The organism is Holdemania filiformis DSM 12042 (assembly GCF_000157995.1).
In the GTDB taxonomy this organism is placed as follows: domain Bacteria; phylum Bacillota_I; class Bacilli_A; order Erysipelotrichales; family Erysipelotrichaceae; genus Holdemania; species Holdemania filiformis.
Genome location: NZ_GG657557.1, coordinates 365,685 through 392,252 on the forward strand (window position 1 = coordinate 365,685; position 26,568 = coordinate 392,252).

The 26,568-nt window shown below is 52.1% G+C and carries 29 protein-coding genes and 1 tRNA gene; 5 read left to right on the forward strand and 25 right to left on the reverse strand.

Annotation, left to right across the window (positions count from 1 at the left end):
- Positions 1–93: 93 nt before the first annotated feature.
- The 4 genes from HOLDEFILI_RS10625 to HOLDEFILI_RS10645 form a co-directional block, all read right to left on the reverse strand.
- Entirely contained in the window at positions 94–1,878 is a 1,785-nt protein-coding gene (locus HOLDEFILI_RS10625) for an FAD-dependent oxidoreductase (protein ID WP_006059673.1), read from the reverse strand.
- 192 nt (positions 1,879–2,070) lie between these two features.
- Positions 2,071–2,817: a hypothetical protein gene (locus tag HOLDEFILI_RS10630; RefSeq protein WP_006059675.1), complete on the reverse strand. Its 747-nt coding sequence runs from the start codon at positions 2,815–2,817 to the stop codon at positions 2,071–2,073.
- 54 nt (positions 2,818–2,871) lie between these two features.
- Positions 2,872–3,654, reverse strand: coding sequence for a class I SAM-dependent methyltransferase (locus HOLDEFILI_RS10635; RefSeq protein WP_006059676.1), 783 nt, complete (start codon positions 3,652–3,654; stop codon positions 2,872–2,874).
- 794 nt (positions 3,655–4,448) lie between these two features.
- Positions 4,449–4,524, reverse strand: a tRNA-Thr gene (locus HOLDEFILI_RS10645).
- 460 nt (positions 4,525–4,984) lie between these two features.
- Between HOLDEFILI_RS10645 and HOLDEFILI_RS10650 the strand changes: the two genes are divergently transcribed.
- Positions 4,985–5,164 carry a hypothetical protein gene (locus HOLDEFILI_RS10650; protein ID WP_006059679.1) on the forward strand — a complete coding sequence of 60 codons (180 nt, stop codon included), beginning with the start codon at positions 4,985–4,987 and terminating at the stop codon, positions 5,162–5,164.
- Between the two features lie 228 nt (positions 5,165–5,392).
- Here the strand turns inward: HOLDEFILI_RS10650 and HOLDEFILI_RS10655 are convergent, their stop codons facing one another.
- The 13 genes from HOLDEFILI_RS10655 to HOLDEFILI_RS10710 all read right to left on the reverse strand — a co-directional run bounded on the left by HOLDEFILI_RS10655 (position 5,393) and on the right by HOLDEFILI_RS10710 (position 14,803).
- On the reverse strand, positions 5,393–6,097 hold the full coding sequence (locus tag HOLDEFILI_RS10655) for a CBS domain-containing protein (RefSeq protein ID WP_006059680.1): 705 nt from the start codon (positions 6,095–6,097) through the stop codon (positions 5,393–5,395).
- 44 nt (positions 6,098–6,141) lie between these two features.
- Positions 6,142–6,846 carry a 2,3,4,5-tetrahydropyridine-2,6-dicarboxylate N-acetyltransferase gene (gene dapD, locus HOLDEFILI_RS10660; RefSeq protein ID WP_244264323.1) on the reverse strand — a complete coding sequence of 235 codons (705 nt, stop codon included), beginning with the start codon at positions 6,844–6,846 and terminating at the stop codon, positions 6,142–6,144.
- The gene (gene dapF / locus HOLDEFILI_RS10665; RefSeq protein ID WP_006059682.1) at positions 6,837–7,646 is read right to left on the reverse strand and encodes a diaminopimelate epimerase; all 810 of its coding nucleotides are present in this window, start codon (positions 7,644–7,646) and stop codon (positions 6,837–6,839) included. The genes dapD and dapF overlap by 10 nt, the downstream gene beginning before the upstream one ends.
- Before the next feature lie 3 nt (positions 7,647–7,649).
- Positions 7,650–8,651: an aspartate-semialdehyde dehydrogenase gene (locus HOLDEFILI_RS10670; protein ID WP_006059683.1), complete on the reverse strand. Its 1,002-nt coding sequence runs from the start codon at positions 8,649–8,651 to the stop codon at positions 7,650–7,652.
- A 154-nt stretch (positions 8,652–8,805) separates the two neighbouring features.
- Positions 8,806–9,561, reverse strand: coding sequence for a carboxymuconolactone decarboxylase family protein (locus HOLDEFILI_RS20435; RefSeq protein ID WP_006059684.1), 756 nt, complete (start codon positions 9,559–9,561; stop codon positions 8,806–8,808).
- A gap of 102 nt (positions 9,562–9,663) precedes the next feature.
- A complete protein-coding gene (locus HOLDEFILI_RS10680) occupies positions 9,664–10,656 on the reverse strand; it encodes an aldo/keto reductase (protein WP_006059685.1) in 993 nt (330 codons plus the stop codon).
- Complete coding sequence (locus HOLDEFILI_RS10685; protein WP_006059686.1) at positions 10,653–11,834, reverse strand: MalY/PatB family protein; 1,182 nt, start codon at positions 11,832–11,834, stop codon at positions 10,653–10,655. The genes HOLDEFILI_RS10680 and HOLDEFILI_RS10685 overlap by 4 nt, the downstream gene beginning before the upstream one ends.
- Positions 11,824–12,108, reverse strand: coding sequence for a cyclophilin-like fold protein (locus tag HOLDEFILI_RS10690; RefSeq protein ID WP_006059687.1), 285 nt, complete (start codon positions 12,106–12,108; stop codon positions 11,824–11,826). Before HOLDEFILI_RS10690 ends, HOLDEFILI_RS10685 begins: the two co-directional genes overlap by 11 nt.
- On the reverse strand, positions 12,101–12,388 hold the full coding sequence (locus HOLDEFILI_RS10695; protein ID WP_006059688.1) for a hypothetical protein: 288 nt from the start codon (positions 12,386–12,388) through the stop codon (positions 12,101–12,103). The genes HOLDEFILI_RS10690 and HOLDEFILI_RS10695 overlap by 8 nt, the downstream gene beginning before the upstream one ends.
- Positions 12,385–12,525 (reverse strand): hypothetical protein, encoded by a 141-nt coding sequence (locus HOLDEFILI_RS19310; RefSeq protein ID WP_006059689.1) that lies wholly within the window; start codon positions 12,523–12,525, stop codon positions 12,385–12,387. The genes HOLDEFILI_RS10695 and HOLDEFILI_RS19310 overlap by 4 nt, the downstream gene beginning before the upstream one ends.
- A gap of 42 nt (positions 12,526–12,567) precedes the next feature.
- Positions 12,568–13,305: an amino acid ABC transporter ATP-binding protein gene (locus tag HOLDEFILI_RS10700; RefSeq protein ID WP_006059690.1), complete on the reverse strand. Its 738-nt coding sequence runs from the start codon at positions 13,303–13,305 to the stop codon at positions 12,568–12,570.
- A 13-nt stretch (positions 13,306–13,318) separates the two neighbouring features.
- Positions 13,319–13,978 (reverse strand): amino acid ABC transporter permease, encoded by a 660-nt coding sequence (locus HOLDEFILI_RS10705; RefSeq protein ID WP_006059691.1) that lies wholly within the window; start codon positions 13,976–13,978, stop codon positions 13,319–13,321.
- A gap of 15 nt (positions 13,979–13,993) precedes the next feature.
- Positions 13,994–14,803 carry a transporter substrate-binding domain-containing protein gene (locus tag HOLDEFILI_RS10710; protein ID WP_006059692.1) on the reverse strand — a complete coding sequence of 270 codons (810 nt, stop codon included), beginning with the start codon at positions 14,801–14,803 and terminating at the stop codon, positions 13,994–13,996.
- 138 nt (positions 14,804–14,941) lie between these two features.
- Between HOLDEFILI_RS10710 and HOLDEFILI_RS10715 the strand changes: the two genes are divergently transcribed.
- Positions 14,942–15,829 carry a LysR family transcriptional regulator gene (locus HOLDEFILI_RS10715; protein ID WP_039864690.1) on the forward strand — a complete coding sequence of 296 codons (888 nt, stop codon included), beginning with the start codon at positions 14,942–14,944 and terminating at the stop codon, positions 15,827–15,829.
- A gap of 155 nt (positions 15,830–15,984) precedes the next feature.
- Here the strand turns inward: HOLDEFILI_RS10715 and HOLDEFILI_RS10720 are convergent, their stop codons facing one another.
- From HOLDEFILI_RS10720 to HOLDEFILI_RS10730, 3 genes are all read right to left on the reverse strand, one after another.
- Positions 15,985–16,767, reverse strand: a complete 783-nt coding sequence (locus tag HOLDEFILI_RS10720; protein WP_006059694.1) for a helix-turn-helix domain-containing protein — start codon at positions 16,765–16,767, stop codon at positions 15,985–15,987.
- Between the two features lie 200 nt (positions 16,768–16,967).
- Positions 16,968–17,438 (reverse strand): GyrI-like domain-containing protein, encoded by a 471-nt coding sequence (locus HOLDEFILI_RS10725; protein ID WP_039864692.1) that lies wholly within the window; start codon positions 17,436–17,438, stop codon positions 16,968–16,970.
- A gap of 18 nt (positions 17,439–17,456) precedes the next feature.
- On the reverse strand, positions 17,457–18,176 hold the full coding sequence (locus HOLDEFILI_RS10730) for a GntR family transcriptional regulator (protein WP_039864693.1): 720 nt from the start codon (positions 18,174–18,176) through the stop codon (positions 17,457–17,459).
- A 156-nt stretch (positions 18,177–18,332) separates the two neighbouring features.
- Between HOLDEFILI_RS10730 and HOLDEFILI_RS10735 the strand changes: the two genes are divergently transcribed.
- The 3 genes from HOLDEFILI_RS10735 to HOLDEFILI_RS10745 are packed head-to-tail and all read left to right on the forward strand — an operon-like array spanning position 18,333 to position 20,600.
- Positions 18,333–19,103, forward strand: a complete 771-nt coding sequence (locus HOLDEFILI_RS10735) for a PTS mannose/fructose/sorbose/N-acetylgalactosamine transporter subunit IIC (protein WP_039864695.1) — start codon at positions 18,333–18,335, stop codon at positions 19,101–19,103.
- Entirely contained in the window at positions 19,096–19,893 is a 798-nt protein-coding gene (locus HOLDEFILI_RS10740; RefSeq protein WP_006059698.1) for a PTS system mannose/fructose/sorbose family transporter subunit IID, read from the forward strand. Before HOLDEFILI_RS10735 ends, HOLDEFILI_RS10740 begins: the two co-directional genes overlap by 8 nt.
- On the forward strand, positions 19,893–20,600 hold the full coding sequence (locus HOLDEFILI_RS10745) for an SIS domain-containing protein (RefSeq protein WP_006059699.1): 708 nt from the start codon (positions 19,893–19,895) through the stop codon (positions 20,598–20,600). The genes HOLDEFILI_RS10740 and HOLDEFILI_RS10745 overlap by 1 nt, the downstream gene beginning before the upstream one ends.
- 73 nt (positions 20,601–20,673) lie before the next feature.
- Here HOLDEFILI_RS10745 and HOLDEFILI_RS10750 read toward each other — a convergent pair whose 3' ends face one another.
- The 5 genes from HOLDEFILI_RS10750 to HOLDEFILI_RS10770 all read right to left on the reverse strand — a co-directional run bounded on the left by HOLDEFILI_RS10750 (position 20,674) and on the right by HOLDEFILI_RS10770 (position 26,445).
- On the reverse strand, positions 20,674–21,858 hold the full coding sequence (locus tag HOLDEFILI_RS10750) for a DNA glycosylase AlkZ-like family protein (RefSeq protein WP_006059700.1): 1,185 nt from the start codon (positions 21,856–21,858) through the stop codon (positions 20,674–20,676).
- A 114-nt stretch (positions 21,859–21,972) separates the two neighbouring features.
- Positions 21,973–22,440 carry a Hint domain-containing protein gene (locus HOLDEFILI_RS10755; RefSeq protein WP_006059701.1) on the reverse strand — a complete coding sequence of 156 codons (468 nt, stop codon included), beginning with the start codon at positions 22,438–22,440 and terminating at the stop codon, positions 21,973–21,975.
- A gap of 1 nt (position 22,441) precedes the next feature.
- Positions 22,442–23,293 carry an HAD family hydrolase gene (locus HOLDEFILI_RS10760; protein WP_156788907.1) on the reverse strand — a complete coding sequence of 284 codons (852 nt, stop codon included), beginning with the start codon at positions 23,291–23,293 and terminating at the stop codon, positions 22,442–22,444.
- Positions 23,294–23,633: 340 nt separating this feature from the next.
- Positions 23,634–24,992, reverse strand: a complete 1,359-nt coding sequence (locus tag HOLDEFILI_RS10765; protein WP_006059704.1) for a Sapep family Mn(2+)-dependent dipeptidase — start codon at positions 24,990–24,992, stop codon at positions 23,634–23,636.
- 103 nt (positions 24,993–25,095) lie between these two features.
- On the reverse strand, positions 25,096–26,445 hold the full coding sequence (locus tag HOLDEFILI_RS10770; RefSeq protein WP_006059705.1) for a hypothetical protein: 1,350 nt from the start codon (positions 26,443–26,445) through the stop codon (positions 25,096–25,098).
- Positions 26,446–26,568: the final 123 nt, after the last annotated feature.

Here is a 26,568-nt window from a genome sequence, read left to right on the forward strand (position 1 = left end):
TGCAAGAAGAATAAAAAAAGCCGCAACCAGGCTGCTGACACAAATCAGAAACCTTGGTTATGGCTTTTTTATTAAATCTATGAAGTCTGTAACTTATTTCGCAATCGCTGCGGAAGCGGCGTTGCCTGCGTTATATCCGCTGGTTACTGCCCAGCCGAACAGCGTAGCGCCCATGTAGACGTCGCCTTCCAGTCCGCCGACAACTTCACCAGCTGCGTATAAGCCTTCAACCGGCTGCTTTTCCGTGTTCAGCACCTGCATCCCGTCGTTGATGCGCAGTCCGCCCAGCGTCGCATAGTAACGGATATACTGTTGCAATGCGTAATATGGACCTTCTTCGCTTAACGGTGCGGTCAGTTCGCGGCCGAATTCATCTTTTTCACCCTTGGCTGCCGTTTCGTTGAACTTCGCCGCCGCTTCGGTTAATGCGCCTTCCGGCAGGTTCATCTTCTTCGCCAGATCTTCTAACGAATCCGCTTTGACCATGAACGGATTGCCCTCGCCGTCGTTGGCCAGCCACTTCTCAACATCTTCATCCGAATAGATCTTCGATCCTGTCATGCCCTTGTTGAAAGCGTCGAAGGATGTCTGATCCATGATCAGATACTGAGTTGAGTTCTTCTTCATTTCCTGCATCAGATCCCAGGCATTGCCCTTTTCGTTTGCGAAACGCACGCCGTCCTGATTGACCAGGAACGCTCCGGAAGCGGAATAAGCCGCACCGACACCCGGGTTGCAATACTGTCCTAAGCCGCTTGGCAGAATCATCGAGTTTGGCTGCGTATTGACGAATTCCATGTTGAAGGTATCCGCGTTCACCGCTTCCGCCATCTTCAGACCATCGCCCGTTGCGCCCGCATGACCGGCATAAACAAACTGCTTATAGGCTTCCGGAACCATTGCATCGTTAGCGCCGAAGCCGCCGGTGGCCAGGATCACCGCTTTAGCGTTGATTGTGTAGTTCTTCGCGTCATCGCTGGCTTTTACCCCCTTGACTACGCCGTTGTCCACGATCAGCTCGGTAGCCGGCGTATTCGTCATCACGGTGCCGCCCGCTGTTTTAAAGGTATCCGCTAAGCTGGAAACCACACCTGCGCCGCGGCCGGTGCCGGAATAACTGCGGGTTGGCTTGCCATCTCTTTCATACGGAACATTCGCGCCGTCTTCGGAAACCAGCCAGTCGAACGCCGCGCCGGTCGTATTGACATAAATATCCAGCGTCGCTTCATCATTGTTATTATGACCGTTTTTCAGCATATCCGCTTTCAGCTGTTCTGGTGAATCCTCAAAACCGTCTTCCTTCTGCCACTGGCTGCCGGTGGCCATGGTGCCTGCACCTGCCATGGCGCTCGCGCCGCCGACAACGCCCGTCTTTTCCAACAGGATCACGTTGTTGCCGTTCTGCTGCGAAGACAAGGCCGCGGTCAGACCGGCTGCCCCGCCGCCCACGACGACGATATCTGCGTCCAGCGTCACTTCTTCTTTTGTCGCCGAAGAAGATTCGGCAGACTTTGTCATTTTATCCATATCCGCGCCTGCCTGGGTTAACGCATCTTCCATCGCTGCTTTAAAACCATTCGACGTGACCGTCGCGCCGGATACGCCGTCGATGCCGATGGACTGGCTGTCCAGAACCTTCGTGACCAACTCCGGTAACGCTGCCGCGCCGATTCCTTCTGTTTCTGAATGCTCGATCACCTGGATATCCGTGATCTTTTCCGCGTCTACCGTGACTTCCAGCGTAATATCACCGTGGAAGCCGGCTGCCGAGGCTTTATAAGTTCCCGCTTTCATGCCGCCGGCGGCTTCCGGCGCTTTGGTTGAGCACCCCGTTGTCAGCAGCATCGCCGCCAGAACGAGGGCAACTAATTTCTTCATTTCTTCTTTCCTCCTTTATAGACGATCGTCTACCTTTATCTATTTTATGGATTCCGAAGCGGATGTCAATCCTTTTTGTGAAATTTTTATATTTTTCAAGGATACGCTGACATTAAAAAAGCATTGGATTTCAGCGTTCTCCAATGCTTTTGGGAAGTTCACATTTCTTGTCTGATCTGGAATCAACACCGATTAACAGGGATTTTCGTCCTGATTTTCAGCATCAAGTAAAGTTTCCAGAAATCGCGGCAGGAAGCGGATTAAGGCATTGCGGATCCGACTCGCCGTTTCCATTTCCGAGCGGGCCCGGGCGTGGAAGCGGGCAGCGTTTAGTTGAAAATCCTTGAAGCCTTCCACTTCTTCTTTTAAGAGAAGCTGAACATCCCATTCCCGGCTCCAGGCCAACTGATGCACTAAGCGCTGCGTTTCTTTCAAGCTGCTTTTCATCGCTTCGCCCAGTTCGCGCATTCTTGGCAGATCGTAGGGAATCTGAACGTTAGGAGCATACCCGACATAGCCGGTAAACGGAACTCGTTGTCCCTCCGCCTCACGCGTATCATAGCTTTGCGAGATCACAGCGTCGTAGTCCTCCGCCAGGGCTTCCAGCTTCAGCGCCTGTTCGATCAATTCTGCACCGGTCTGGGCTGATCGGTCCTCCGACTGTTTCGCATCTTTCAAAAGCTGTGCCGCAATCTCCAAGCATGCCTGTGACGACAAGGAAAGCGGATGCCTTTCAATTTCACTTAATTCCCGACGCACAGCCTGCACGTCGACTTTCGGTTTCTTCTTCCAAGAAAAAATATGCTGCCGCGGGAGGATCACCAGCGGACTGCCCTGGGCTTCTGCCAAAACCAACGTTTGTTCCAGCTCCATCTTTCGCTGCCGCTGCTGCAGAAAGCAAAGCAGAAGCAGGGCTTGTTCATGATGTTTTGGCGACATTATACTCCTCCCTTCTGACTTTTTTACGTTCTGTTAAAACCTTTCTGTCCGGGCTCATGGCTTCCGGGCTAATTCCAAATCGATCGTATCGACCAGCTCAATTCTGCCGCCGAAGCATTCGATCTTATTTTGAATTGCGGCGTAGAAATCCGCTCTCAACGCTTTGTCTAAAATAATATGATCCGACTGCGTGGCGATCAGTGAAACATAATCCTGCGCTGAATAAGATCGCTTTCTTGAATACATCCTGATTTTCTGATCCACAAAGCCATACCGCAGACTGATCTCGGATCTTCTTTTCGCGTCCGCTTCAGTAAACGGCGGCGTTGGTGCGGAATACGCCATATATTGAGCGTAAACCTTCTGAATTTCTTCATACAGTGCTTCATTGCTTTGCCGATAATTTCCATGCTTGGCAAACCTTGCGAACACACCGCCCGGTTTTAACAACGCATACACCTTCGGATAACCGATTTCTTCTGGGATCCAATGAAAAGCCGCAGCGGAGTAAATCAGATCGAAGCGATTCTCCGGACTTTCATAATCCTGAAATGCACTCGTCACAACGGTAAAATCAGGATAGTCACTGAATTTCTTCCGCGTCAGCGCTGCCAGCTGATCGCCCAGCTCCACCGCAGTCAGGCGGCAGCCGGTTTTTAATATCGGCGTTGTGGCCTGGCCGGTGCCGATCCCAATTTCCAGAACTTCGCTGTCTGAAGTCAATGGCTGATAAGCAAACAAATCCGCATACAACTCCGGCACATATTCGGGACTCCACTTGTCATATTCTTCCGCAACGGTGTTGAAGGTCCATTCCAAGCCTTGAATGATCGCCATGCTTTCCTCCTTAGCCGGTATCCGGCTTTTCCATAAGTTCCTGCCTGATGATCCGCGGACGTGAATGCTGGATCAGAGCAACAGAAAAATGCGCTGTTTCCAGGCTTATTTCACATTATTCAATTTGATTTCCCTGATGGCATTTTCAGACTCCTGCCCGTTTTTCCTGATCGCAGTCATGCCGTCGTCGGTTCAAAAGTGCTGAGTTATGGATTGTCTTTATTATACATCAGTTTATGCCATTGCGTCCGTGTTTTTTAGGAACCGGCCGCGGCTTGCTTCCTTGTTATTGTCCAAATTTCCGACAAGCAAAGTCAGACGCAGGACTTGAATCGAGAGTCGACGGTTTACGCGCGCAAGTCTTTGATACAACATACTTTCGATCTGCTTCGGCGATTAAACAGATTCTGTTCATCAAACATCGCAGTGATGACTTGACGCTCGCTTCCGTAAATGCAATCGGCTGATCATAGCTGAACGAGATCATCCTGTTGGATTTCAGAAGATAGATCGTATTTCTGTAATCTGCTTGGAGCAGCTGCAGGTCAGTGCCGGGATCGTGCTCCGGGGCCGCAAATTTCGCGTTCCAGACTGCCGCATTCAGCGTAACCAGACCTTCCAGCGCTGCCAGTGAACAATTCTTCGTGGAACAAGGGTGACCCGTTTCCCGGCTAAACCCAGCGATCGGATTTCCCGCGCCCTCACGCTTCTTTGTAAATTCTACTGCATCCAAGTTTCGTCCCTTTGAATGAAAAAAATCCCGCTGAATTTCTCAACGGGATATTACATTCTCATGGTGCCGACTATAGGACTTGAACCTACCACCTACGCGTTACGAGTGCGTTGCTCTACCGGATGAGCTAAGTCGGCGTAAATATAGTTTATAAAAACTGTGTCCTTCTGTCAAGTTTTTTTAGCATTTTATCCGCAACTTTTGTTACTCCTCGCAGAAAAAAACGGTAAGAAAATTTGTTCGCTGTAAAAATTGGATATAAAAACGTGTTATGAGCTTAGAGTCTACGCTGAATCACGATCAGAATCAACAAACTTCTGATCCTTCTCCCATTCAAGCGACAATTTTTGACTTGTTAAAGGATTAAAAAGAACGCAGCGAAAATGGAAACTGAACCCAAAAATGAAACTGTAATTACTTTGCGAAAAATAATTTCATCATTTTTTTAGAGGGGTATTTTTACTTTTCCGCAATATTAAGAGTGTAGGGTTTTGTTGAGCCGCGGATGCCCGTCCGGATAGAGTCGACTTTTGGCCGTTTCAAATTCGATTCAAACCGACAGATTTTTGTCGCCTGTCGTCAAAGGAGGGCAATTCTATGGAACATTTCCTGGAACTTTTTATCACTGTGATTTTAAAAGTCGCACTGCCCTTGATCGAATGCACGATCAAGGTGATTAAATGCCGTCTAAAAATTATAGAGGCCAAAAAGAAAAGCGCTGCTTCAACACCCAAGAAGCACCAGCGCTCATCTGTCCGACGCCACCGTAAAAGGTAGCTCATGACGGGTGCCGCGTTTCAGCAACACCTTACACCTTTAGTATAGGCATTCCGAATGGAATTTCAACCTTTTTCTTCTTTTCTTGAGTTAATTTATTTAATTCAGCTATGCGATTGGCATACTCACTATTATTCTGTTAAGCCTGTCTATTCTTACCGGCTGAAACAAGGAAATCATGAGGCGGACAAAGCTGAAAGGGGAGTTCTTCGTTCCCCCTCCGTCACCCTATTTATCCAGCTCATACAACAGCGGCAGATCGGCGACCGTGATGATCCCGATCGGTTTCTGATGGGCACTTCCGGACTCCGTGATCAAAATCGCCGAGATGCTGACGCCGCGATGCAGGCTTGCCTCAAACAAATCCTGCGCTTCGGTCACGTCCGCCGTGCGGGGCAGAAACAGAACGCGCTCTTTCTTATCCTTAAAATACAGACAATCGCTGACCACCCCGGAAAGCGGTTGGTTCGTGCGGCTCTGGTGCAGCGTCCAGCGGGCGATCATCTCCATTGTTAACAGGGCATGAAATCCACCCTGGGCATAAACCGGAAGCTTGGAGGATCCCATCGTTTCCATGATGTCTACCGCTTCCCGGATTTCAGTCTGGGGATCGCAGATTTTCACCGGCTTGAGAAAATGCGCGCTGACCTTCGGCGGTTCGCAGATTTTCCGCGCCAGCTCCTCAATGTCCGCGACAACCTCGTCGATGGGAATCGCGATGATATGTCCCTCGTCAGAGCGCTGATGCACGATCGCATTGCGCAGATCGGCATACTCCTGCAGCTCCATTTCGTATTTACGGACGAGCCCGCTGCTGCGGGACGCCTGGTTTAATAGCTGATAAAAGCGTGAATACCGCGTGACGCCGGTGATCTGCTTCAACTGCTTTTCGATCATCGCGAACGCGTTCAGAAACCGCTGTGCATTATCCATGGAAAACCCTCCTGATGAACTCTATTATATCAGGTTTTCCGTTTTCACCGCGAACTATCCCTCAGTTTTTCCACAATTACAGTTTTTTTCCGGGTTTGTTCGTCTTTCCGCTTAATCAGGCGGGCGGGGACGCCGGCCGCCAGCCATCCCGGCGGCACGTCTTCCGTAACGACTGCGCCGGCGGCGACAACCGCGGAGTGACCCACCCGAACCCCTTCCAGAATCACGGCGTTGGCGCCGATTAAAACATCGTCCTCGATCACCACGGGTTCCGCACTGGCCGGCTCCAGCACCCCCGCCACAACCGCACCGGCGCCGATATGGCAGCGCTGGCCAATTTCTGCCCGCGCACCGATAACCGCGTTCATATCGACCATCGTTTCCGCGCCGATCCGCGCACCCACATTGATGACCGCGCCCGTCAGAATAACCGCGTTTTTCCCGATCTCCACCACGTCCCGGATCCAGGCTCCCGGTTCAATCCGGCAAGGCAGATCCTGAATCGCAAGCAAAGGCCAGGCGCTCTGGCGCTGCGGGCAGACTAACCGAACATCGCGCAGCCGGTCTTTTTGAGCCTGCAGCTGGGGACGCAGACTGTCCCATTCACCGATCACCAGCTTGAACGTTTGACCATAGACCGCAGCGTCCGTCCAGTGGGTCGGGGATTCCTCGTTAAACATCAGAAGCACTTCCGTACTGCGCGGATGATCGTGCAGCTTTTGAATCAGTTCCTCTGTTTTCATCCGCATGCTTTGACCTCCGCCTTTCCGATATACACCGACGGGCCGGTTAATAAGCATTGTTTGTCCGGCGCTTGTTCCACATCCAGCAGACCGCCTGGACAGCGAACCTTACACGGCAGCGGACAGAGGCCGAAAATCGCCGCTGCGACCGCGCTGGCGCATGCACCGGTTCCGCAGGCCAATGTCCAGCCGACACCCCGCTCCCATGTCCTGACCTGCAGCTCGCCGTTTTCCTTCAAGCGTGCGAAATCCACATTCGTTCCTTCCTTAAAAAACGGATGTCTGCCAATGGCACGGGCTTGTTCCGCGCTGACAACTTCCGGATCGGTCGTAAAGAGTACGGTGTGGGGAACACCCAGCCAGAAGCTGCAGGACTGCTGCTGAGAAAGAAAAGGCGCGTGAAGCAACCCTGGAAGCAGCGGCTGATTCGTCATCCGCTTTGCGTCAAAATCTGGGATGCCTGCTTCCACCCGACAGATAAACGGCTCGGTTGAACAAATCCACACGCTCCGCAAACCGTCGCCGGTGCCGATCCGATACGAACGATCCGCTTGGATCCAGCCCTTGCGGTAGGCATGATGCACAAAGCAGCGCAGACCGTTGCCGCACATCCCGGCTCGGGTTCCGTCCTGGTTCCACAATTCCATGCTCAACGGATCCCGCCGGGCGATGATCAGACCGTCCGCTCCGAAACCACGGTGCCGGTCGCACAGCGCAGCGACCTGTTGGGGATCGATCACCGGCGTCCGGCTGCCGTCGGCAATCAGAAAATCATTGCCGCAGCCCTGATATTTTTCCAGAATCAAACGCTACACTCCTTTCTTCAACAATCCATTCTGCCAGGCCCATTCGCCGATCTGCACGGCATTGGTCGCCGCCCCCTTGCGCAGCTGATCGCAGCAGCACCATAAATGGAGTCCGTGCGGACATGCCTCATCCCGGCGCAGCCGGCCGATCACCACAGCGTCGCTGTCGGTGCATTCCTTCGGCGTCGGATACGGTGCTTCGTTGAGCACAAGCCCCGGACATTCCTCGGCAGCCTGACGGATCGCGTCCAGACTGACTTCCGTTTCAGTTTCTACATAAATCGACTCCGAATGGCAGCGGTACACTGGCACCCGCACACAGGTGCAGCTGACCTGCAGCGCTTCATCATGCAGGATCCGGCGGCCTTCGTTCTGCATTTTCCATTCCTCCGCACTGATCCCGTTTTCATCAAAATCGCCGATCTGCGGGATGACGTTGAACGCAATGGGAAACGGGAATACCTCCGGGGCCGCGGACGGATCGCGGATCTGACGTTCCAGCTCGTCCATCCCCTTCATGCCTGCGCCGCTGACGGCCTGATAGGTGCTGACGATCATCCGCTTTACGCGCGTCAGCTTCAGGATCGGCGAGAGCGCCATCATCGCCAGAATCGTCGCACAATTGGGATTCGCCACGATGCCATGATGCCAGCGGATATCCCGGGCATTGATCTCGGGGATAACTAACGGCACATCCTCCTCCAGCCGGAAAGCACTGCTGTTATCGACAAACAAAGCCCCGCTGCGTTGGATCAACGGTGCGTATTCTTCTGCCAGATCGTTTTCCACCGCCCCGAACACCAGATCGACATCCTTGAGGGCCGCTGGAGAAAATTCCTCGACAATCCCCGTCTTCGCGCCCAGATCGATCACCTTACCGGCGCTGTGGGGACTGGCTAAAAGCTTTAACGAACGCATCGGAAACCGGCGTTCCTGTAAAATCCGGATCATCGTCCGGCCGACCGCTCCGGTTGCGCCCAGAACGGCGACATTCACTTTTTCCACATTCTCACTCCTGTCTATTCACTCTAAGATAGTAAAAAGCCCGGGAACGGCCTGGGCTTTTATCTTGAATCTGGGTGAATTTCACGAAAGGGCTGCCGTGATGGGCACGGCTGGAAAAGAACGGCTTCGCTCGAAGAATTCACTTTCCAAGCTGTTACGCGTTTTCCTCGTCCTGCGGCAGTGAACCGTACACGTCGTCGGTGACAGCTTCCAGCCATTCGTTGTGAGTTTCTTCGCCGGGCACCTCGATCGCAAGATGGGTAAACCAGCTGTCCGCCGCCGCGCCGTGCCAGTGCTTCACGCCGGCAGGAATGACGACCACATCGCCTGGATTGAGAGCGCGGGCCGGCTTTCCCCATTCCTGATACCAGCCTTGGCCATCAACACATAACAAGAGCTGTCCGCCGCCACTGAGCGCATGATGGACATGCCAGTTGTTGCGGCAGCCAGGCTCAAAAGTCACATTGGCGATCGGAACGCCGGACGTCGTCAGCATTTTTAAATAGCTGTTACCAATGAAATACGGGGCAAAGGCAGTATTGGGTTCGCCCAGCCCGAAAAGTCCGCCATGACCGGCAGGCTCCTTGTTCTCAGTCCAGACTTCCTTGGCCAGCCGGAACGCGGCCCAGGCTTTCGGCCAGCCGGCATAAAATGCCGCATGGGTCAGAATCTCCGCAATTTCCGTGCGGGTGATGCCGTTGTTCTTCGCAGTCTGCAGGTGATACTGGAAGGATGAATCCACCAAGCCCTGTGCCATCAAGGTGGTCACGGTGACCAGCGAACGATCCCGCAGCGACAGCGCCGCTGTCCGGTTCCAAACTTCACCAAAGAGAATATCGTCGTTGAGATGTGCAAATTCGGGCGCAAACTCGCCTAAATCCCGCCGACCTGCCGTTTGTTTCACTGTCATTTTGCATCGCTCCTTTACTTATTTTTCTCACAATCCTTTTTCTTTCTGACGGGCTGTACTGCCTGATCTCTGTCCGTGCTTTTTCACGCGGCGGACTTCCGATCAACGTCCGCTGTTTTCCGCCATGACGCCGACCAGGCGATGCGGTTGATAGAGTTCTTCCAGATAGCGGATTTCCGCCTCCGTTAATTCCAGCTCGACAGCCCGGGCCACGCCTTCGATCTGGCTGGACTTCGTGGCGCCAACGATTGGCGTGCTGACCTTACTCACCAGCCAGGCAAGTGCGATTTCCGTCATCGACACACCGCGCTGATCTGCCAGCTCTGCTACCCGGCGGATAATTCTTGCATCCTGTTCAGCGGTGGAATCATATTTGGATTTCACGTAGAGATCTTCCTGCAGCCGCCGCGAAGTTTCGCCCGGATGTTTCGCCAGCCGGCCGCCGGCCAGCGCGCTGTACGGGGTCAACGCGATGTTGTCCTCAGCGCACAGCCGCGTCATTTCGCGTTCTTCTTCCCGGAAGATCAAATTGTAATGTCCCTGCACGGAAATAAATTTCGCAACCCCGAGCTGTTCCGCCACCGCGTTCGCCTTTGCCAGCTGATAGGCGTAACAGTTGGAAATTCCAAGATAGCGGACCTTCCCGGAAGTCACGGCACGGTTCAGTCCGGTCATGATCTCCTCCAGCGGCGCGCTCGCATCCCAGCGGTGCAGAATATACAAGTCGACGTAATCCATGCCGAGATTTTCCAGGCTTTGATTCAGCATCTGTTCAATATGGCCGCTGACCGTGACTCCCGCCTGAATCTGTTCCGGCGTGCGCGGCAGAAACTTTGTCGCGACCACGACGTCCTCGCGTTTGGCCAGCGTTTTAAGCGCTCGCCCGACAAATTGTTCGCTGGTGCCGCCCTGATATGCCAGTGCGGTATCAAAGAAATTGATTCCCTGCCGCAGCGCCTGTTCCAGAATATCGCGCGTCTGATCGGCATCCAGCGTCCAGCGATGCTGACCCTGACGGGGATCGCCGAAGCCCATACACCCTAAAGAAATTCTTGAAACCTGCAAGTCTGAATTTCCCAGCTGAATGGTTTTCATCGAATTTCCTCCGCGCCGGTTTCGGCGCAGAACAACCGGACGCCGCGGATCAGCCGGTCCAGGCCATCGTTAAGCCGCTCAGAGGAAACGGCGACGTTCATGCGCAGAAACGTCCTGCCGGCTTGTCCGTATTCCTTTCCTTCATTGAGAAGCAGCCCCGTTTTTTCGGCCAGAAAATCCGCCAGCACAGCGCTGTCGGCACAGATTTTTCCGCAGTCAATCCAAAGCAGATAGGTAGCTGGGGAGGAAATGACATGCAGCTGCGGGAGTGCCTGGTTCACGGTGTTGATGACTATCTGTTTATTCTCAAAAATCTTACGGCGCAGCGCCTCCAGCCACGAATCGCCGTAAGTCAAGGCCGCCACCGCGGCTTCCGCCGCAAAGACATTCGGCTCGGCAATTTCATCGGTGTTGATCGCCCGCCAGACCTTGTGCCGCAATGCGGGATTGACCACGACTAACGCCGCAGTCTGCAGCCCGGCTAAGTTGAACGTTTTCGTCGGAGCGATGCAGACGATTGCCCGCTCGGCGCAGACAGGTGAGACCGAGGCAAACGGCGTATATTCATAACCCGGATCCGTCAGGTCGCAGTGGATTTCATCGGCGATCACCAACACATGATGCTTCTTGCACAGCTCGCCGATCCGCGCCAGTTCTTCCGCCGTATATAATTTACCGATCGGATTGTGCGGGTTGCACAGAATCAGCAGCGAAGTCTGCGGATCCGCCAGCGCCGCCTCCAAAGCCAGCCAGTCCACCGCGTAGCCATTTTCATCATAGTGAAGCGGACATTCCAGCACCTGCCGGCCGTTATTGATCACGGAATTAAAGAAAATATTGTAGACCGGCGTCATCAATACGACCTTTTCCGCCGGCGTCGTCAGCTTGCGGACCAGGCTGGAAATCGCCGGAACCACGCCGGTGCAAAACAACAGCCAGTCCGCCTCAATCGGCCAGTGATGCCGCCGCAGCCACCAGTTTTGATAAGCCGGCTTCCAGGCTTCAGACACCAGCGTATAACCGTACGCTCCGTGCTGCGCCCGGCGCCGAATTGCTTCCTTGACCTCCGGAACGGTTTCAAAGTCCATATCGGCCAGCCCCATTGGCAGCTGTCCCTCGGCGACGTCCCATTTCATCGAATTGGTTCCGCGCCGATCCAGCGTCTGATCAAAATTCATCCTGTTTTCCTCCTTCACCCGCCGTTGTAAACGACTGGTAGAATAAGACCAGACAGCTGCTGCCAAACAACATCAGATCACCCGCCGTGATGGTGTTCGGACATACTGAGCGGGTCGGCAGATTTTCCTTTAAATAACAGTATTTCTCATTGCCGTTCAGCTCGTCCATCGCCACGGTCATCGGCATTGAATGACAAATCGCCTGCGCTGCCGCGCTGTTATTCAACCGAGCTTTAAATTCCCGGCCGTGAATTGTGATTTTAATTTCACTCATGCTTGTCCTCCAATTCTTTCTTTCGCTGTTCCTTTTCCATCTGATATAACAGATAATCAAGACAGTCGATTTGTTTCTGGCCTTCATGAATCTTATCGAGCAGACAACGCCGGTGTTTTTTCAGAACTTTCACCTGATCCTGGCCGCAGCCGCAGCAGCCGATATAACAGCCGATCGTCGTTTCGTCGCAGCCGGCGTCTTTTAAATTCTGCAGAATTTCTTCACTAACGTTTTCAGTCTGGATGTTCTCCGGATTGGTTTTCTCGTTTTCTCTGTTCATCGCTCAATCCTTTCCGCTCCGCCTGAAATGGACGGGACTTGAATCCGGAATGCTTCCGCTGCAGTGCAGGAAACCAGTTCAGCGTCGATCACCTGCGCCGCTGACCGGACTGAGCGCAGACAGCCTGATGTTTTCATACGCAGTTCTCCTTCTTTATTTCGTCGTTCATCTTCGTCCGCTTAACGATTTTGCAGCGTCTTTAAAAACTGCCGTGTGCGTTCCTTCTGCGGCGCGCCGAAGAACAGCTCCGGTGTATTTTCTTCCACGATGACGCCTTCATCCATCAGCAGCACACGGCTGGCCACCTGACGGGCAAAGGTCATTTCATGCGTCACGATCAACATCGTCATGCCTTCCTGCGCCAGCGTCCGCATCACACTCAGCACTTCGCCGATCCATTCCGGGTCGAGCGCGGACGTCGGTTCGTCAAACAGAATCACCTCCGGCTGGGTCGCGATCGCGCGGGCAATCCCTACCCGCTGCTGCTGACCGCCGGACAGCTCATGCGGATACGCATTATACCGGGCCTGCAGCCCAACCTTATCGAGCGCTTGAGTGCCGATGCTTATCGCTTCCGCCTTCGACATTTTCCGTCCGATGATCAGCCCTTCCGTGACATTTTCCAAGGCCGTTTTGTTGCGGAACAGATTGTAGTTCTGAAAGACGAACGCCGTTTTTTTACGCAGCCGGATCTTGTCTTTCTTCTTGACCGCGTTCAGCGGCAGCCGCTCGCCGTCGAATTCCATCATTCCCCGGTCGGCCTGCTCAAGAAAATTGATGCACCGCAGCAGTGTTGTTTTGCCGGAACCGCTGGGGCCGAGGATCGTGATGACGTCGCCCTTTTCCACGTTGATGGAAACGCCCTTCAGTACCTCTGTCGGGCCGAAAGACTTGTGAACATCCATAATTTTCAGCATTTGATCTTCCTCTCTAATACTGCGGCATTTTCGTTTCCAGCCGCCGCTGCAGGGCTGTCAGCACAGTGCAGAAAAGCAGATAAATCAAACCGACCTCGCAATACAAAGCAAACGGCTCATAGGTCCGGGCGGCAATCCGCTGCGAAGCCATGAACATTTCTAAAATGGTGATATTCGCCGCCAGCGACGTATCTTTCACCAAACTGATCAGCGAGTTGCTTAACGGGGCAAACGCGGTCCGCATCGCCTGCGGCAGGATAATCCGGCGCATTGTCTGAGCGTAGGTCAGGCCTGCGCAGTAGCCGGCTTCCAGCTGTCCGCGGGGCACCGACTCGATCGCCGCGCGGATTGTTTCCGCAGCATACGCTCCGGTATTGACGGAAAACACGATCACCGCCGAAGGAAATGCGTCAAGAAGAATTCCCAGGCTGGGCAGACCGTAAAAGATCACAAACAGCTGCACTAAAAGCGGCGTACCGCGGATCACCCAGATATAAAACCGGGCAATCGGCTTCAGCACGCGGATTTCAGCCACCTGCACAAGCGCGGCGAGCAGCGCCAGGATCAGGCCGAAGGTAAATGACAGAATCGTCAGCGGAATCGTCATCGTCAGTCCCGGAAGCAGAATCTGCCAGAAGGACTCGATCAGAATCCGCAGGATGCGCTCATTCATAGAACTGCCTTCTTTCTACTCGGCATTCGTAATATCCGAGCCGAAGTATTTCTCTGACAGCCGCGCCAGCTCGCCGGAATCGCGCATCGTCTGCAGCGCGTTGTTGATCGCTTCCACCAGCTCCGGATTGTTTTTCTTCACCGGAATCAGGGAAGAGGTCGTGGATTCGGTCATCGCCACGATTGTTACCGGCGCTTCCGGATGCTGCTTGAGATAATCATAGAACGCTGTTTCCGCGTTGAGCGTCGCGTCGACCCGGCCGCTGGTCAGCAGCTCCACGCATTGGGTCAGGGTATCGACGCTGACGACTTCCGCGCCATAGCTTTCCGCCATCCGGCCCCAGCTGCTCGTCATGTTCTGCGCTGAGCGCTTGCCCTTTAAATCGTCAAAGCCGGCGATCTCCGGATTGTCCGCAGCGACTAACAGCGCACCGTGAACATAGGTATAGGGATCGGAGAAATCGTACTTTTCAGCACGTTCCTCGGAATATTCAACCTCGTTGATGACTGTATCGACGCGTCCGGAATCCATGCCTGCAAACAGCGAATCCCATTCCGCTTCCACAAATTCCGCTTTCACGCCCAGCTGTTCGGCAACGCCGCGCGCCACCTCGACGTCAAAGCCCACCAGCTCACCGCTCTCGTCATGATAACTGTTGGGGGAATAGGTGCCTTCCGTACCGATCCGCAGCACCCCGCGCTGCTGAATCTGGCTCAACAGATCACCTTCGCCCTTTGTCTGGCCGCCGCTCTGACATCCGGATAGAATGAATACCACGGCTGCCGCGATAAGTCCGGCTCGCAACCTCAAACTTTTATATTTCATTAGATTGGTCCTCCTTTAAATTTCGTCTTCATTGTACTGCTCGCTTTTTTCAATAACAAATACTTATATTCAATACGACATCATGCTTGAAAAGCATAGAACTTCCATGATATAGTGACCAAAAAGGAGGAATCAGGGATGGAACTTCGCGTACTGCATTATTTTTTGACGGTTGCCCGGGAACAAAGCATCACCCGCGCTGCACAGTCCTTGCATTTATCTCAGCCAACGCTTTCGCGCCAGCTGATGGATCTGGAAGCGGAAATCGGCAAGCCGCTGCTGATCCGGGGCAGCCGGCAAATTGCCCTGACGGAGGAAGGGATGCTGCTGCGCAAACGAGCCCAGGAAATCCTGGACCTGGTGGCAAAAACTGAAAATGAACTGGCCGCCGAGGAGACCGTCGCCGGAGATATTTACATCGGTGCCGGGGAAACCGACGGATTGCGGATTTTGCTTCAGACCGCGAAGTCGCTGCAGCGGGAGTATCCTGGTATTCGGCTGCATATCGTCAGCGGCGACGCGCCGGATATTGTGGAAAAGCTGGACAAAGGTCTGATCGATTTCGCATTGATTTTAGGCGATCGCGATTTTTCCGCTTATTCAACGCTGGCGCTGCCTGCCCGGGATCACTGGGGCGTGTTATTGCGACGCGATCATCCGCTGGCCGCTTACCCGGCAGTCGAAGCGGAGATGTTAGCGGATCAGCCCTTGCTTCTATCCCGCCAGGTTGATAACAAACACGCGCTTTTGCGATGGCTGAAAAAAGATCTTTCCCAGCTGACGATCGCCGCGACCTATAATTTGATTTATAATGCTTCGTTAATGGTTGACGAGGGCATGGGCTGTGCGCTGACGCTGGATAAACTGATCAATACCGAAGGCAGTTCCCTGTGCTTCCGGCCTTGTTCGCCGACAGTGGAGATGGTAATGACGCTGGCCTGGAAAAAGTATCAGATTTTTTCCCGGCCCGCCCAGATATTCCTGGATGCCCTGCGCCGTCAGATAGAACTCCCGGCTGAACGCTGAGACGCTCCTGAAGTTATCCCTTTTCAAATCTCAGACTGATGAATACAGGCAAAAAAATCCGGCAGATGTCGGATCTTTTTATGAGATTTATCGCCTGATTTTCAGATCAGTCACGTTCTTATTTTGAGATTCATGCCTGCTTTCTGCGGGATAAATCAGAGCTTGGCAATTTTATCCCGGATTCTGCGCTTTGCCTTAAACAGGAAACGTGCGGCATATTGTTCATTTTTCACTAGAATCTCATAGGTTTCGATTGTGCCCAGTGAGATAACAAAACCGAACATTCCTAACCCCAGTCCCAGAAAAATCAACCCGGAGAGGGACGACCAGGGAAAAATTCCGCGGACGGAAAAGACCAGCGCCAAAAGTCCCAGCACAAACAGAATCGTAGATGGCACCGCGATCAGCATCGCTCTCTTTTTCAAGGTTCTGTATTCATCATTCAAGGTTCTGCGCACCTCCGGATCGAACAGCAGCGGTTCTTCCTTCAGCACCTTGTATTGTTCCTGTTCCGCAAACATCGCGACGATCAGCGCGCTGACGCCCAATGCTCCGATCCCCGCTGCTCCCACCAGTCTCATCGCCGGCTGATTTTCAAACAGGATGATCGGAATCCCGGTCAACGCTCCGCATAGGAACCCCCATGCCAGAAATCGATTGACTCGTTTCTCGCTGGCCAAAAATCCATTCGCCATTTCCCGGCTGACATAATACCCTTTTTCATCGGCGGTTCTCTCCAGCTTTTCAGCTTTAAGCAGATAGTCGGTCGATACGCCGAACAGCTGGGAAAGCTGCAGGATTTTCTCAGTTTCCGGATAGCCCTGATTATTCTCCCATTTACTGACAGCCTGACGGGTTGTACCTAACTGATCGGCCAGCGCTTCCTGCGACAGGCCTTTTTCTTTCCGCAGCTTGAATAGTTTTTCTCCAAAATTCATTTTTATTTCCTCCTCAGTTTTTGGATGTCCTCATTCTATCCCATTCCGGATATCCAATCTATCTCTCTAAAAATGCACTTTGTCAACTTTGCGTTGCGTTTGTGTTTTCAGGACTGCTTTTCCCTATTTTTCAATCTTTCGCAGGATTCAAAAAGGTCCCTGCAGAGTGCAGGGACCCCTTATGATCGCTGGTTTGACATTCAGCAAACGGGAAAGAACAAGAACATCTCGCTGTTTTTCTGCGGACAGTAAAATTCCTGGATGGCGCCCGCGAGCGTCAGTCCCTGCTTCTTTATTTCGTCCAGACCCATACGCAGGACTTCAGAGGGATCGCCCCCGACTGGAACATAGAGATAATCAAACGCGGGAATGATCCACTTTGTCCAGCCTTCCGGCGCTTCTGTTTCAATCGGTACCTGCACGCCCGCCAGGTAATAGCCTTCTGTCAAATGATTCCCCCAAGGTTGGAATGTCCGGTCAAAGTTCGTCATCGCACCCCAGAAACCAGCCAGATTTCCCTGTTCATCCCGCAAAGCCAACTGCGAAATTTCAACGGAATGTTCATTGAAATCTTTCCACAACCGCTGAATCCAGTCCTTATTCGTGTTTTGGGTGCTGTCCTCTTTTCCCAGAACGGCAAAAGCAGACATCGTGCAGTGTAAGAATTCCATCGTTTTTCTCCTCCTGATTTAATCCTCATTCAAAGTTCTGACCATCGACAATTTGCAGCGATCAGTACGATAATAATTAAAAGCCAGTTCAAAAGGTCTGTCCTGCGCGTCATAAAAGACCATCAAGGAACGCAGTAAAGGAAACTGATCATGAACTTGAAGCGCCTGGGCAATCGCGCCTGACGCCCCAACCGCATCTAATTCCTGCAGACTATAGACAGGCGTAATATGCTTCACTTTTTTTATATATTGGAACAATGACCCTTCTGCTTCGGCTTTTCCGAGAATCCCGGTCATTTCTGTGACCCAGTAAGACTCCTCATATATGAGCGGAAAACCATTGGTAAGACGGGTTCTGCATATCCGGGTCAATGCTTCTTCTGCCGGAATACGCAAATACTTCATCAAAAACGGATCTGGTTTCACGTTATCGATCGAATGAACAATCGTCGAAGGAATATCTCCGCGCAGCAATGCAGACTTCGTAAAACTGACAATTTCGTTCATTTTTTTATATGTAATTCGCTCACTGATAAAAGTTCCTTTGCGGTAATCTCGAACAACATATCCTTCTTCAATTAACACGTCCACCGCTTTTCGTACAGTTACCCGAGAAACACCGAAACGTTCCTGCAGCTCCTTTTCTGATGGCAAACGGTCACGGGCCTGAAGCACACCCTGATCAATATCGTGAATAATTGCCTTAACAACCCCATTATATTTACTTTGTTTATCCACACAGACCACCTCTTGGTTTATTTTACCATGTTTTTTGACAGCTTTCATCAAAACAAAAAAATATTATAATTTATTACATTATGTATTGATTTTATAATACATATAGCTTATGATGGAATTAATTCAATGGTGATTAAAACCAGAAAGGAGAAGGATATGATACATCCCTGGCAAATTGCATTGATCACGCTGTACGCTTTCATTCAGCCGAACGAAACCCGCTCTTTCAACATCGGCATGAGTATGCCGATTCTTGCCGGCTGGTTTACAGGCTTGCTTCTCGGTAATCCGCAAACAGGCTTAGTCTTAGGGGGTACGCTTCAATTAATGACATTAGGAGTCAACACTTATGGAGGCACTTCCATTCCCAATACCACAGTCGGAGCGATCGTCGGCACGGCGCTGAGCTTGAATTCCACGCCGGAATTGGCGCTGGGGATTGCGATTCCGGTCGCCCTGTTAATGATCCAGCTTGATATTCTGGCGCGTTACGCTAATATCTTCTTCCTTCACCGGGCCGATCATTTTATTGACGAACGAAATTACGATAAAGCGGCATTCCAAAATTTACTCGGCATGATCGCACCGGGGCTGTCGCGTGCCGTACCGGTCTTCTTCGTCCTTTGCTTTGGGCAAAGCTTTGTCGAAGCGGTGATGGGCTGGATTCCACAATGGTTTATGACCGGCTTGCAGGTGGCCGGCGGCGTCATTCCAGTCGTAGGCATCTGCATCTTGTTAAACTACCTGCCGACACGCTCTAAACTTCCATTTTTAATTCTGGGGTTCCTGTTGGCCGCCTATGTGAAAATCCCGCTGATCGGCGTCGCTGGTTTCGGGCTGGTCATTACCCTGCTGGATTATATGTACACCCGCCAGGCAGATCAACGCTGGGCCGCAAATCAGGAAGGGAGTGATCTGGATGAGTAAGCTTTTTACAAAACAAGAACTGCGGCGGATTAATCTGCGTCACATGTTCGGATTACAGCTGGGTCATAATTACGAAAGGATGCAGGGACTGGGCTATTTCTACGCGATCCTTCCAGCCTTGAAAAAAATCTATAAAGACGATCCGGAAGCACTTGATCGAGCCTGCCGCGCCCATATCCAGTTTTATAATACGACGCCGCAGATGTCTGAGATCATTATTGGCATGAACGTCGCGATTGAGGAAGAAGAAGGCATCGCCGCGCTGGAAACCGCAACCTCATTAAAGACCGCATTAATGGGACCGTTTGCGGGCGTCGGCGACGTCATCTTCGGCGTCATTGCCGGAACCATCTTCGGTGCGATTGCGGGCAACATGGCGATCGCCGGCAGTACTGTGGGCATGGGAATCTGGGTTGCCTGGAACGTTGCCGTCCTGTTTCTCAGAACGAAGTTATTCGATTTAGGTTATGCCCAAGGCGCTAAACTGATCACCACGATGAAAGATCAACTTGCCTACGTCACCAACGGCGCGTCCATTCTGGGATTGATCGTCGTCGGGGCCCTGATCCCTTCGGTGATCAAGCTGAAAATTCCATATACTTTCCAATCCGGCGAGGTCAGTCTGTCCGTGCAGGAAAACCTCGACAAAATTATGCCGTTTCTTCCTCAGGTTATCCTGGTTCTGATATGTTATCGATTATCCAAAGTGAAAGGCATGACGGCAGGTAAGCTCATCTTTATCGTCATGATCGGCGCGATTGTTTTATCCGCGCTGAAGGTGGTCGGCTGATGGAACGCAACCGTTATTTTGAAACCATCGAAGACCTGCTTCGTCGATTGGAAATCACTCAAAAAGAGAATATTCATCAAGCTGCCGAATTAATCGCGCATTCCATCATGGCCGGCGGAATTCTGCAGTCCTTTGGCAGCGGCCATTCCTATGCCGCCGCGATCGAAGTCGCCGGACGGGCAGGCGGTTTATTTGCCGCGAAGGTGATTAAAGACCCGGCCATGGGAATTTACGAGGTTCTGGAAGGTTCCGGCACTATCTTAATGCGGAAGGTCGAAGTGCTTCCGGAAGACGTCGTGATCATTATCTCCAATTCCGGACGTAATCCGCTGCCGATCGAAATCGCGATGAAAGTCAAAGACATCGGCGCTAAACTCATTGTCGTTACGTCGTTGGAATCTTCAAAAAAACTGACGAGCCGGCATAGCAGCGGCCGCCTGCTTTATGAATTCGCGGACGTCATCCTGGACAATCTTTCCGTGGAAGGGGATGCCGCGATTCCGGTCGACGGGCTGCCGGTGAAGATTTGCGGAACTTCCTCCATTGCCGCCGCGGCTTTGCTTCAATCCACTATTTTAGAAGCGGTGGAACTGATGCTTGCCCGTGGATTTCAGCCGCCAGTCAGACTCAGCGCCAATGTGGACGGCGGCACCGAGCGAAGTCTTGAAATTGAAAAACAATATAAGCAGCGGATTTATCATCTTTAAAATTCAATTTTCCACTACCAAGATAGCTACTAAAAACGCCCTGTTCGGATAACGGGACGTTTTCTTTTCATCATTAACTTTCTTCGAATAAGCCGTCAATGTCAGTGCAGCCATGAAATAGGGCAAAGCGTTCCAACGTCTGGTTCAGAGTCCGGCGCAAGGCCCGGCTATCCCGAACCTTCGCTTCTCTCCAAAATTGTTTGACGATTAATTTTCCTTCGTTGGTTTTCGTTTCCAGCGCGATCCGGCCGACAAACCGATCGCCCCATAACACCGGCAGCACATAACTGTCATACTGACGCTGTACCTTCGGCGTGTAAATCTCCCATTTATATTGAAAATCAAACAACGCTTCAATCAAGCGGCGATCCCACAGCGCATTATCCAGCGGGCCTAGGAATTCCATGCGTTTGCGGAACGGTTCTTTCCGCATGACCTTCTCCAGCCAGGGCAGTGCTTCCGGCACGGTAAATAATGGCTGATCCAGCCCTTCCACCATTACGGGAATGATCCGATTTTGCTTCATCAACAAGGCAAAGGCGGCCTGACGTTCGGGCGACTTCATTTTTTCGATTCCCAGCCAGGCATCGGAAGGCCGGTTCCAGCACAAGCCCAGCGCCCGGATTCTGCGCTCTATGCGCCATCCGTAATATTCCGCATCGTCCGCAAATGGGTCCGCCAGCGGATCCAGTCCGGGAAACCGCTCGGAAGTCAGATTGTAATAGCGGATTGTGCCGCGCCGGTGATGGATCACGACGTCCCCGCGGTACAACATCACTTCCAGCGCAATCGCTGCCAGCGAAGCCGTCCGTCCCCAGACCCAGACGAGATTTTCATCCCATTGTAAATCCTGCGAACAAATAACCGGGTGCGTCCGCATGAACTGTTTGATCTGTGCCGCGGCGTTTTCGATCTGTTCACTCACCCGATGATAGCTCATGGTGTGAAGCCGGTTCCGCGCAAAATTGGGGTAATCCTGTTCCGCATAGATCGCCATATTTTTATCCAGCGCATCGATCAGCTTCCGTTCCTTATACAACAACGTTTCCAGCTGACTTTTCCGATAACCGCCGACCCGCGCCTGCAGCACTAAATCGGCGTTGCGGCCGCAGATGTCGATCGGATCAAACTGTAAACATCCCAGCTGATGAACCAATCCCACAATCTCGGCGTTGGTACGCCAGCGGTAAGGACCGGATAAGCCCTGCCATAAGACGATAAACTGCCGGGCCTGGCTGCGGGTCAATGTGAATTCCATGATCAGATCCTCATTTCTTTCATTACTTCCAGTTAATCACAGAATAGAATTATTTTCAAGTTGTTTATCAAATTAAAACTGCTTCAGGCTGATTTCTCCCAAAGCAGTTTCTGTTTACCAGGTCCCCCAAGGCGGAGGCGTTATGAGCTTTTCATCCACCTCGACGACTTTGTTAAAAGCCCCGACCACAATTCCATTCGCGATGATTCCGACGGTGTCTTCTAAGCAGACATTCGCAACCTGAATATTTTCGTTGATTTTCCGAACCTCCTGAACTTCAATGTAAGCCTTCCCCCATTTTTCTTGATAGCCCACGGAATCTCCAGGCTTTACACTGACAGCCGCCTTCCAGCCTTCGCTCGTCTGAATCGGCAGCCCTTCTGTACAAATCAAGACCGTTCCATTGATGAGCGATAGCTGAATCCCGCAGGCTTCCCTGCCAACTATAATATCTAATATCTGACTCCGGGAGCCATCCTCAGAATAACATGGCTCGCCAATACGAACCGAGTCCACGGGTTTCTGCGCACCGTCAATCATCCGGATTAAGGTCGTTTTCTCAAATAATCCATTGATCTGCATCTTATTTCTCCTTCGGCTGTTCTTTTTTCATCAGCCGTTCCATCTGAATCCGGGCTTCAGTGTAATCGATAATGCTTTTCACGATCTTGTCCAGTTCCCGGTTCTCGCTGTAATCCGCCGGCGCAATAAAATCCGCCCGGTGATCTGCGATCAGCTGCTGCGCCGTCGCTTTTTTCTTCTCTGAACCCTTGCCGTACACCGCGATCGACTTGCCGCCATTGACGGTAACCAGCTTCATGCACGGCACGTCCGTAAGTCCGTCGCCGATATAAATCATATTGGTAAACGGGATATCGCGCAGCTGATCCGGTGTGTAGCGGTTCAGATCGTTATCGTTGTTTTCATCCAAAACGCCTTTGTTGATACGGAAAATATACTGTGTTTTTGTCGTGTAGTTCACGACGGTTGCCGGCCAGACCGCAACCCCGCTGGCGTTGTAGCAATACTTGCAGGCATAGATTTTCTTAAATTCCCCGGCGATCGTTGTGCCTTCGATGATCTCAGTCAGACCGGAGGAAATGATGAAATGCTCGATTTCAATATTATGCTGCCGGCCGTATTCATTGATTCGGCGAAACCATTTTTCCACTCCCGGATACAGCTTGACATTTTTCCCCAGCGCGACGAAATCGCTGCGGCGGATCGGCTGCCCCGTCAGGTTGGCCTTGTTGAGCATCATATACATATACGTCAGGATGCCGTCCATTTTCTGACTTTCCGCCAGCGCGGTCACCTCGCTCCAGAACTGCGCCGGTTCGATCCCCAGAGAAGGAATAAAACTGAATTCCTGCATATCCTTCGGCGACAGTGTTTTATCAAAATCATACATGATCGCCAGCTTTGTTGTTTTCAAAGGTCATCCCTCGTTTCTTTTCTGATTTCTATTGTAACATTTTTTTGAGATCCTTTTCATTGAAACACATTTTCTTTTCACTGCCGTAACTTATTATCCGACCCTGATAAAGATTCAAGTTTGATTTTAACATTTCGTAAGTAACAATCATATTTACGCCTCATACTAACACAATATGTAAGTATGAGGTGTAAATCAAGGATTAAAACATCAAAAATAGAAATACCTGAGCGTTTTTTCACCTTATATGTCTAACTTAATATGCCTAACTAAACAAAAGAAAAGAACCGGGTTCACAAACTGAATCCGGCTTATTAATATTCAATAAATTGGTCTTCTTTTACGCTTCCAGCAGCTTCATCAGCGCATGGACGTAGATCTCCGCCTGCTGAAGCAGACAGTCGATCCGCACAAACTCGTTGGCGTCGTGAATATGGCAGTCTTCGCCCATGAATTCACAACCGAAGGCGATGCAGTTATGAATTCCCTTCGCATAGGTGCCGCCGCCCATCGTGATCGGCTTGGATTCCAGATCGCCAGTGACTTCCTGATAGGCCTGAAGCAGACGCGAAACCAGCGGTGAATCGATCGGGAAGAACAGCGGTTCCGTCCGGCTGCGGACGGTGATTTTCCCTTGCGTTTCCCCGGTAAGCGCCGCTTCAATCCGGCTGGCGATCTGCCCGGAATTCATCGTGACCGGAAACCGGATGTCGATGGTTCCGCGGATGACGCCGTTTTCCATTTTAATGATGCCGTTGCTGAAGGTCAGCGGACCGTATTCATCCTCAACCTGACAATCACAGCCTGCCCCATCGCAGCTCGTACCGATCCGGCGGTTATAGAATTCAACGAAATCATCCTGCATTCCCGCTTCCGCCAAAGCCGCCATCAGTTCGCCGATCGCGTTGACGCCCAGCTTCGGGGTGCTGGCATGCGCGGCCGTTCCGTAAACGTCGACGATCAGATCACCCTGTTCCGGTTTGATTTCAAAGGTCACCGGATGTTTTTCCAGCGCCTGACGCAAAGCTTCTTCCGATACGGCTTCGCTGGCAACGATCATCGTGCAATGATTGCAGACAACATTGGAAGCCACGCCCCCGTGAATTTCCTTGATCTTTGTGCGGACGCTTTCAAAGTCCAGTCCCAGCGCGCCTTTTTCTCCATGCACGCCCGGGAACGTGCCATCCGGCGTAAAGCCCATATCGATATGGCCTTCTTTTTCCACATAATGCGCCAGACATTTTGAACCCGTTTCTTCGTTGGTGCCCAGAATCAGACGGATCCGCTTGGTCAGCGGTACGTTCATATCCTTTAATACTTTCATCGCGATCATCGAAGCGACCACCGCGCCCTTATCGTCGCTGGTGCCGCGGCCGTAAACCCGGTCGCCGTCGCGGGTCAGCGTAAACGGATCGGTCTTCCAGCCCTCGCCTGCCGGTACGACGTCCAGATGCGCCAGCACGCCGATCACCTGTTCGCCCTCGCCGATTTCAGCGTAGCCGGCATAATGATCGACATTCTTGACCGCAAAACCATAACCCTCCGCAATTTCCAGCGCTTTATCCAGACAGGCTGCCGGCACCTCGCCAAACGGCGCGTCCGGCTGCGGCTCGCCCTGGACTGAATTATACGAAACCAGCGTCGCCAGATCGTTCAGCATCGCTTCTTCATAGCTTTTTACCCGTTCTTGAATCTCCATTGTGTTCTATTCCTCCTGTTCTCTGCTTTTCAGTTTAGCACGTTTCCCGGCATTCGCCAATGTTTCAGCTTGAATCTTAGACCGGCCAGTCCCGTTCTCATCATTACTGAATCCGTTTTTGATAGACCAGACGGTAAGGCTGGGAAGCGTCGGTATTCGGTTCGCAGGCCATTTCCCAGATCATCAGCGGAGAATCCGGTTCCTGCGCGGTTTCCCGGATCGCCGGAATATAGTATTCGTTGCCCTGTTCATCCCGGATAAAACTTGTGTTTTCAATTTCCTCGCCCCGGGCATAGCGAACAATCTGGCGCTCGCCTTCCGTTTGCCGCTCCGTCACGATCGTCATCGGCTCCGCCGCTGTTTCAGAAGTCTCCGGAGCCCCTTGGGTATTGCGGATCAGAATACAATCCGGGACGGTCTCTGCGTCGTAAATAATTTCTTCGTATTCAAAGGTTGCCAGCGGCAGCGTATGGCCTAAGAGCGCAGTTGATACCGCGTTCACATCCTCAACACGCACCACTGCCAGCAATTCTTCCGCGACCGCTTCCGGCAGATTCAGTAAAAGCGGATCTCCGCCCATGCCGCTGGCCGGACAGATCAGCTGATCCGGTTCCCCTTCGCAAAGATAGGTCTTCGACGCCGCCATCAGATTCAGAAGCAGCGTTTCGTTGGCCTGAAGCTGATCAGGACGAGTGAATTCCTGACCGGTCAGCGCGGCGAAATAAAACGCGATTTCCTCGCCGGACAATGTCGGATTCAGCTCGCCGATATAGAATTGATACGTCTGCGGATCCTCTTGCTTCGCAAACCCGCCGCTTGTCCGGGAATAGGGTTTCAGCTGCGCGTATTCGTAATCCTGCGTATTCAGAATCACCGTGCGCAGCTCAAACAAGGCCTTTTCGGCCTGTTCCCGGCTTCTTTCCACTTCCGCCTGATGCGTCTGGGCCGCTTGCTGCACGGCTTCAGCCACAGCCGGAGTCACCTGTTCGTCGGGAGCGTCGACCGGCCAGCGCGTCGTCTTGGAAGACGTCGTCACCGCCGCTGTGCACGTACTCTGATAACCATCGCAGATCAGCTCCACATAAGCCTGCTTTGTTACGCCATCTTCCTGAAAGGAAACCACATCCTGACAGGTGTAATTCAGCTCCACGGTATCATTGACCGGATCCCAGATCAACAGCGGATGATCGCGCTGGCCGACATACAGCACGACCAGATTGTTCGCGTTGCGCCACAGCTCAAACGGCTGAGCCTCGCCTTGTTCGTCAGTGAAGATTTCCGCCTCTTTCAGCCGCTTGAACATCGCGCTGATCGTATCGTCAGTCAGCTTTGTTCCGGCTATGCGCTCCGTTTCCGGACTTGCGGCCGGTACAGCCGTCGGCAGTGTTGGTGTCTGCGTACATCCGGTCAATAAAAAACCGGCCGCCAGCGCTAAGATTCGTTTGTTTCTCATTGCGGATACTCCTTTCTCGCTTTCACGTTCTCCTTGTTTATCTTTTTTTCGTTGATGTAGTTCATCTCTATTATATCAGATGAAACGCCGAAAACGCAGCGTCGTCTGCATTGTCAAAAACTT